At 57.5% G+C, this 7406-nt stretch carries 5 protein-coding genes and 1 pseudogene; 4 read left to right on the plus strand and 2 right to left on the minus strand.

The genetic code is table 11. From position 1 onward, the window contains the following. Positions 1–61 precede the first annotated feature (61 nt). From Q0526_RS11480 to lepA, 3 genes are read left to right on the plus strand one after another with little or no spacing between them, the layout of a single operon-like run. Positions 62–820 (plus strand): tRNA 2-thiocytidine biosynthesis TtcA family protein, encoded by a 759-nt coding sequence (locus tag Q0526_RS11480; RefSeq protein WP_298733716.1) that lies wholly within the window; start codon positions 62–64, stop codon positions 818–820. Beyond that, positions 817–2004 (plus strand): alanine racemase, encoded by a 1188-nt coding sequence (gene alr, locus Q0526_RS11485; protein WP_298733719.1) that lies wholly within the window; start codon positions 817–819, stop codon positions 2002–2004. The genes Q0526_RS11480 and alr overlap by 4 nt, the downstream gene beginning before the upstream one ends. Continuing rightward, positions 2004–3812, plus strand: coding sequence for a translation elongation factor 4 (gene lepA, locus Q0526_RS11490; protein ID WP_298733723.1), 1809 nt, complete (start codon positions 2004–2006; stop codon positions 3810–3812). Before alr ends, lepA begins: the two co-directional genes overlap by 1 nt. 69 nt (positions 3813–3881) lie before the next feature. Here lepA and fucO read toward each other — a convergent pair. Then, positions 3882–5026 (minus strand): annotated as a pseudogene (gene fucO / locus Q0526_RS11495) (lactaldehyde reductase). 191 nt (positions 5027–5217) lie between these two features. On the opposite strand from fucO, the gene Q0526_RS11500 reads away from it, so the two are divergent. After that, positions 5218–6879, plus strand: coding sequence for a glutamine--tRNA ligase/YqeY domain fusion protein (locus Q0526_RS11500; protein WP_298733725.1), 1662 nt, complete (start codon positions 5218–5220; stop codon positions 6877–6879). Positions 6880–6936: 57 nt separating this feature from the next. Here Q0526_RS11500 and Q0526_RS11505 read toward each other — a convergent pair. Further along, positions 6937–7406: MATE family efflux transporter (locus Q0526_RS11505; RefSeq protein ID WP_298733727.1), on the minus strand; the 470-nt coding region annotated here is incomplete at its 5' end.

Here is a 7406-nt window from a genome sequence, read left to right on the forward strand (position 1 = left end):
AGCACAGCCCTTGGAGAGGGGCTCTAATAACTACTACTCTATAATACAAGGAGGGGCGGTCATGGACGCTATGCAGCACATTACCGGCCTTGTACGCAAAGCCGTGCAGGATTACGAGATGATCGCCCCCGGCGACCGGGTGTTGATCGGCGTTTCGGGCGGCAAGGACAGCGTGGTGCTTACCATTGCCTTGGGGCGTCTGCGGGCCTATTTGGGGGTGCCGTTTGAGGTACAGGCCGTCACGTTAGATCCCTGTTTTGGCGGCATCGAGACCGATTACACCCCTTTGGCAGAGCTGTTTGCCTCGGAAAACATTCCCTATGAAATCCGGCGGACCGACATCGGTCCCGTGGTTTTTGACTACCGCAAGGAGTCCAATCCCTGTGCGCTCTGCGCCAAACTGCGCCGCGGCACCTTGCACACCGCCGCCCAACAACTGGGCTGCAACAAGGTAGCGCTGGGGCATCATTTGGATGACGCTGTCGAAACTTTTTATATGAACCTCTGGCGGGAAGGCCGCATCGGGTGCTTTTCCCCCGTGACGTATCTGTCCCGCCGAAATCTAACGATGATTCGTCCGCTGTTGCTGGCTACCGAGAGTGAGGTCACTTCTGCCGTGAAACGGGCCGGGCTGCCGGTGATCAAAAGCCGCTGCCCCGCCGACGGGGTCACCACCCGGGAAGAAACCAAACAGTTCGTCCGTGAATTCAGCCGCAAAGATCCGGCATTCCGCCAAAAGACGCTGCACGCCTTGCAGGAAAGCGGCATTGACGGATGGCGGCCGCTGCACACTGGCCGGAAAAAGGAGTGGGCTCAATGAACGATCCCCGATTGGAAAAACACTGCTGGGCAGAGATTGATTTGGATGCCCTGCGCCATAATTTTTCTTTTATCCAACGCACGGTCCACGGGCCGATTTGTGCTGTCGTCAAGGCGGATGCCTATGGTCACGGCGACATCGTGGTAGCCCGTGTTTTACAGGAACAAGGAGCTGCAGCATTCGCCGTAAGCTGTCTGGCGGAGGGCAAACGGCTGCGCCGCCATGGCATCACAGTCCCGGTACTGATTCTTGGTTACGCTGACCCAGCGGAGGCAGCCGTACTGGCGCAGGAAGAGATTACCACCGCCTGCTTCTCCAGCGAATATGCCAAAGCGCTCTCGGCTGCTGCCATGGCTGCCGGTGTGCAGGTAAAAGTGCATTTAAAAATTGACACCGGCATGGGGCGTATCGGCTTTGCCGCCCAAAAGGACTGGCAAGGCGTGGTGCAGGAGCTGGAGGCGTTGTACGCACTTCCCGGGCTGGAGATCTGTGGCATTTTCCAGCATTTTGCGGTTGCGGACAGCGTGGCTCCCGACGCAATGGTCTACACCGATGGTCAGTATGGACTATTCCGCAAGGTGGTGGATCAGCTGCAGGCTGATGGCTATGCCACCGGCACCGTACACTGTGCCAACTCGGCAGCCCAACTGCGGCACCCGGAATGGCGCAATGACATGACCCGGGCAGGCATTATTCTGTATGGGTTGGATCCCAGCGATGAACTGCACTTCCCTGTTTTACAGCCGGTGATGACGCTGAAATGCATCGTCACCTTTGTCAAAGACCTGCTGCCCGGCCAAAGCGTAAGTTACGGCCGTACCTTTACGGCCCAAGCCCCCATGCGGGTAGCCACGGTCTGCGTAGGGTATGCCGATGGATACCCGCGAATGCTGTCCGGCACGCAGGGGCAGGGTTTGATGATGGTCAACGGCCGGCCGGCCCCCGTGCTGGGGCGGGTTTGCATGGACCAAACCCTGTTGGATGTGACCAACATCCCCGGTGTACAGATGGGCGACGAGGTCACGGTATTTGGCCCCGGCGCCCCCGACACCGCCGATACCATCGCCCAAAAGACGGATACCATTGCATACGAGGTAGTCTGCGGCATCGCCCGCCGGGTGCCCCGGGTGTATCTGGAAAACGGTAAAATTTGCAAGATTTGGAACGATTTGGAGGAACATTGATGGCTCGCGATACGATCCGCAACTTTTGTATCATCGCCCACATTGACCACGGCAAGTCCACCTTGTCGGACCGTATGCTGGAATTGACCGACAGCGTGGACAAACGCACCATGACCGATCAGATGCTGGACGACATGGACATCGAAAAAGAGCGCGGCATCACCATCAAGGCCCGCGCCGTGACCATGCGCTACAAAGCCGACGACGGGAAAACCTATGAACTCAACCTCATCGACACCCCGGGCCACGTGGACTTTCAGTATGAAGTCAGCCGCAGTTTGGCCGCCTGCGAAGGTGCTGTACTGGTGGTAGACGCCAGTCAGGGTGTGGAGGCCCAGACACTGGCCAACTGCTATCTGGCGCTGGACCACAATCTGGAGGTTGTACCGATCCTGAACAAAATCGACCTGCCCAGCGCCGACCCTGACACGGTGGCCAAAGAGGTAGAAGATGTAATCGGTCTGCCCTGCATGGAAGCGCCCCGGGTTTCGGCCAAGTTGGGCGTCGGTGTCAAGGATGTATTGGAATCCGTAGTCAAGGATATTCCCGCACCTTCCGGAGATCCGGACAAACCCTTGAAGGCGTTGATCTTTGACTCTATCTATGACAGCTACAAGGGCGTCATTGTCTATGTGCGCATCTTTGAGGGAACGGTCAAGCCCGGCGACACCATTCGTCTGATGAGCACCGGCGCCGAGTTCCAACTGGTAGAGGTGGGTCATATGGGCGCCACCAGCCTGACCCCCTGTGACAAACTGGAAGCCGGCGAAGTCGGGTATCTGACCGCCAGCATTAAAACCGTACGGGATACCCGTGTGGGCGACACCGTAACGTCTGCGGCCAACCCCACCGCGGAACCGCTGCCCGGTTTCCGCACGGTGACCCCCATGGTATTCTGCGGCATCTACCCCGCCGATGGTGCCGACTACCCCGATTTGAAGGATGCGCTGGAAAAGCTGCAGCTCAACGATGCCTCTTTGAGCTTTGAGCCGGAAACCAGTGCTGCGCTGGGCTTCGGGTTCCGCTGCGGCTTCTTGGGTCTGCTGCATATGGAGATCATCACCGAGCGTTTGGAGCGGGAGTTTGATCTGAACCTGATCACCACCACCCCCGGCGTTCAATATCGCCTGACGCTGACCGACGGCACGGTGGAGATCATCGACAACCCGGCAGCCTACCCTGACCCCACCCGCATCGTCAAACAGGAAGAGCCCTTTGTCAACGCTCACATCTACACCCCCAACGACTACGTAGGCCCCCTGATGGATCTGTGTCAGGCCAAGCGGGGTGTGCTGGTGGATATGAAGTATCTGGACGAAACCCGCGTGGACCTGCACTACCAACTGCCGTTGGGTGAGATCGTCTACGACTTCTTTGACGCCATCAAGTCCCGCAGCCGCGGTTATGCCAGCTACGACTACGAATGGGAAGGCTGGCACGAGAGCAAGCTGGTCCGGCTGGACTTCCTGCTCAATGGGGACCCGGTCGATGCATTGTCGATGATTGTGTTTGCCGATAATGCGTACGCCAAGGGCCGCCGCATCTGCGAAAAGCTCAAGGAAAACATTCCCCGCGCACTGTTTGAAATTCCTATTCAGGCCGCAGTGGGCGGCAAGATCATCGCCCGAGAAACGGTAAAAGCCATGCGCAAAGACGTGTTGGCCAAGTGCTACGGCGGTGACATCACCCGCAAAAAGAAGCTGTTGGAGAAACAGAAGGAAGGCAAAAAGAAGATGCGTCAGTTGGGCAGCGTGACCTTGCCCAGCGAGGCCTTCACCGCCGTGCTGAAACTGGACTCCGATTCTTGAGTTTGCATAAACAGAAAAAACGGGAGGACCGTCTAGACGGTCCTCCCGTTTTATTGCAGTATACAGGGCTTACAGCAGGCTGCGGTACAGCTCCTTGATTTCTTCCACACTGGTGTCGCGGGGATTGCTCGGGCAGCAGGCATCGGCAAAGGCGGACTCTGCCAAGAACTGCACGTCCTCCTCTTTCAGGATTCCCTTCAAGTCGGCGGGAATGCCCACATCGGCAGAGAGCTGCTTCACGGCGGCGATGGTCGCATCGGCGGCCTCAGCGTCCGTCATCGCATCGATGCCTTCCACACCCATGGCTTTGCCCACAGCACGGTAACGTGCGCCAGCCACTTCCTTGTTGTACTCCAATCCGGTGGGCAGAATGATGGCGCAGGCAACACCGTGGGGCGTATCATACAGGGCAGACAGTCCGTGGGCCATGCTGTGTACGATGCCCAAGCCTACGTTGGAGAAGCCCATGCCGGCGATGTACTGGCCCAAAGCCATGCCCTCGCGGCCTTCGGGGGTGTTCTGGACCGCACCGCGCAGATTCTCGCTGATCAGGCGGATAGCCTCCAGATGGAACATATCGGAGATGGTGCAGGCCCCCTTGGTGATATAGCCTTCAATGGCGTGGGTCAGAGCATCCATACCGGTTGCCGCGGTCAAGCCTTTGGGCATAGAAGCCATCATATCGGGATCCACAACGGCCACTTCGGGAATGTCGTTGGTATCCACGCAGACAAACTTGCGGCGCTTCTCCACATCGGTGATGACGTAGTTGATGGTGACTTCGGCAGCGGTGCCGGCCGTGGTGGGCACCGCGATGGTGAACACCGCATGCTTCTTGGTGGGAGCCACACCCTCCAGACTGCGCACATCGGCGAACTCGGGGTTATTGATGATGATACCAATGGCTTTGGCTGTGTCCATAGAGGATCCGCCGCCGATGGTTACGATGCTGTCGGCACCGGCCGCTTGGAAAGCTGCCACGCCGTCCTGCACATTCTGGTGGGATTGGGCTTGATGTCGCTGTACACAGAATAGGCAAAGCCTGCCGCGTCCAACAGATCGGTGACCTTCTTGGTGACGCCGAACTTGATCAGGTCCGGGTCAGAGCAGACGAAAGCCTTTTTGTAACCGCGACTGGTCAGCTCGGGCACAATGTTTTCGATGGCACCATGGCCGTGGTAGGAAATGGTGTTCAGAACAATACGGTTTACCATAATCGTTTTCTCCTTCAAGCATACATTTATTGACGAATGCCATAAAATTTCTTATGCATTCCGCCAATTTCTGTCCATATTGTACGCCTTTGTAACCACTTTGTAAAGCCTTGTTTTTCCCGGGGCGCCCCTTGCCATTTTATACGAAGTAGTGTACAATAAAAGGACACTAAAAATTTGGGGTGCAATTTATGGCAGAAGAAAAATTTTCCAACTTTTTGACGGATATCATCGACGCCGACCTTGCCGAGGGCAAGGTCGACACCGTGCATACCCGTTTTCCGCCGGAGCCCAACGGATACCTGCACATCGGTTCGGCCAAGGCAATTTTCATCAACTATACCATCGCCAAGCATTATGGCGGCAAATTCAACCTGCGGTTTGATGATACCAACCCCGCCCGGGAAGGCGATGAATACGTACAGAGCATTCTGCAGGATCTGCACTGGCTGGGTGCCGACCCCAACGGCGGCATCTTTTACGGCAGCGATTACTTTGAGCGCTGCTACGAATATGCCGAACAACTGATCCGAGAGGGCAAGGCCTATGTGGATGACCTGACCCGAGAGGAAATGCAGGAGTACCGCGGCAACGATGCCGGCAAGCCCAGCCGTCCCAGCCCGTACCGTGACCGCACGCCGGAGGAGAATCTGGACCTGTTCCGCCGTATGCGCGCCGGTGAGTTTGCCGACGGAGAAAAGACCCTGCGTGCCAAAATCGATTTGGCCAGCCCCAACATGAATATGCGGGACCCCGCCATCTATCGCATCAAGCATGTGTCCCATCACCGTCAGGGCGACAAGTGGTGCATCTATCCGCTCTACGATTTCGCCCATCCCATTCAGGACGCCATCGAAGGAATCACCTTCAGCTTGTGCAGCTTGGAGTTTGAAAACCATCGTCCCCTTTACGAGTGGGTGGTGAACAACCTCTTCGGCACCGAGTTCCCGAAACAGCGGGAGTTTGCACGCCTGAACGTGACCAACACCGTAATGAGCAAGCGTTATCTGCGCGAGTTGGTGGAAAAGAACATCGTGGATGGCTGGGATGATCCCCGTATGCCCACGCTGAGCGGTCTGCGCCGCCGCGGCTACACCCCCACCAGCATCTTCACCTTCGTCAAGGAAGCCGGTATCTCCAAAGCCGACAGTCTGGTGGACATGCGCCAACTGGAGGCGGTACTGCGCGCCGAGCTGGAGCTGAACGCCCAGCGCCGTGTTGCCGTGTTGGATCCCGTCAAGCTCATCATCGACAACTACCCCGACGACGGCTGCGAGACCTTCGACCTGCCCAACAACCCGAACCGCGATGCCAACGATTCCTCCACCCGCAAGGTGGCCTTTACAAAGGAAGTTTGGATCGACCGCAGCGACTTCTTTGAAGTACCGCCGCCCAAGTTCAAGCGGCTGACGCTGGGCAGCGAAGTTCGCCTGATGGGCGCCTATCTGGTGCGCTGCACCGGCGTGGACAAAGACGCCGACGGCAACATCGTAGCCATTCATGCGCAGGCAGATCTGGAAACCAAGAACGGCAACCCCGCCGATGGCCGCAAGGTTCGCGGCACCATCCACTGGGTAAGCTGTGCACACTGCGTGGAGGCAGAGGTTAGCCTGTATGACAAACTGTTCACTGAGGCGAACATGAACAGCATTCCCGATGACGCCGACTTCAAGGATTACCTGAACCCCGAGAGTGTAACGGTTGTCCGCCACGCCAAGCTGGAAGAAAGCCTGCGCGACGCCAACCCCGGCGAGCGCTTCCAGTTTGTGCGCACTGGTTACTTCACCCCGGACAGCAAGAACCCCGGCGTATACAACCGCATTGTAACGCTGAAGGACAGCTTCAAACTGTAAGTACCAACAAAAAAGACCGACGCACCGCGTCGGTCTTTTTCTTTTCGTATCGGCGGTTCAAGTGCCATGACGCGCTGCAATACAGCGACGCAGCCATCCGCCTTTTTTGTAATAAACCACAAACAGCAGCGAAGCCAAGGTCCATGTGATGGGATAGCTCAGCTCTACCGTGGCAACCGAGTGCCAGACCGGCACCGCTACCAGCAGCCACAGGATGCGCAGCCCACAGACACCGAACACAGTGATCAAGGTAGGCACCCGCACATCACCACAGCCACGCAGCGCGCCGGAGAGGATTTCGATGCAGACATAGGTCAGATAGGCCGGGACCAGCACGTGCATCATCTCCACGCCCACCGCGATCACCTCGGGGTCCTGACTGAAAAGACGGAACAGCGGTTCCGCAGCGAAGTAGAACACCACACTGATGCACAGCGTAATTCCTGCCGCCATAGCCAGACAGACCCGAACGCTGCGGCGTACCCGGTCGTACAGCTGGGCGCCGAAGTTCTGCCCCGCAAAGGTGG

This window comes from uncultured Subdoligranulum sp. (genome assembly GCF_937890665.1).

Excerpts from the sequence above, each read along its gene's own strand:
- Q0526_RS11480 (WP_298733716.1), top strand. The coding sequence starts at position 62 with ATGGACGCTATGCAGCACATTACCGGCCTTGTACGCAAAGCCGTGCAG.
- Q0526_RS11500 (WP_298733725.1), top strand. The coding sequence starts at position 5,218 with ATGGCAGAAGAAAAATTTTCCAACTTTTTGACGGATATCATCGACGCC.
- alr (WP_298733719.1), top strand. The coding sequence starts at position 817 with ATGAACGATCCCCGATTGGAAAAACACTGCTGGGCAGAGATTGATTTG.
- lepA (WP_298733723.1), top strand. The coding sequence starts at position 2,004 with ATGGCTCGCGATACGATCCGCAACTTTTGTATCATCGCCCACATTGAC.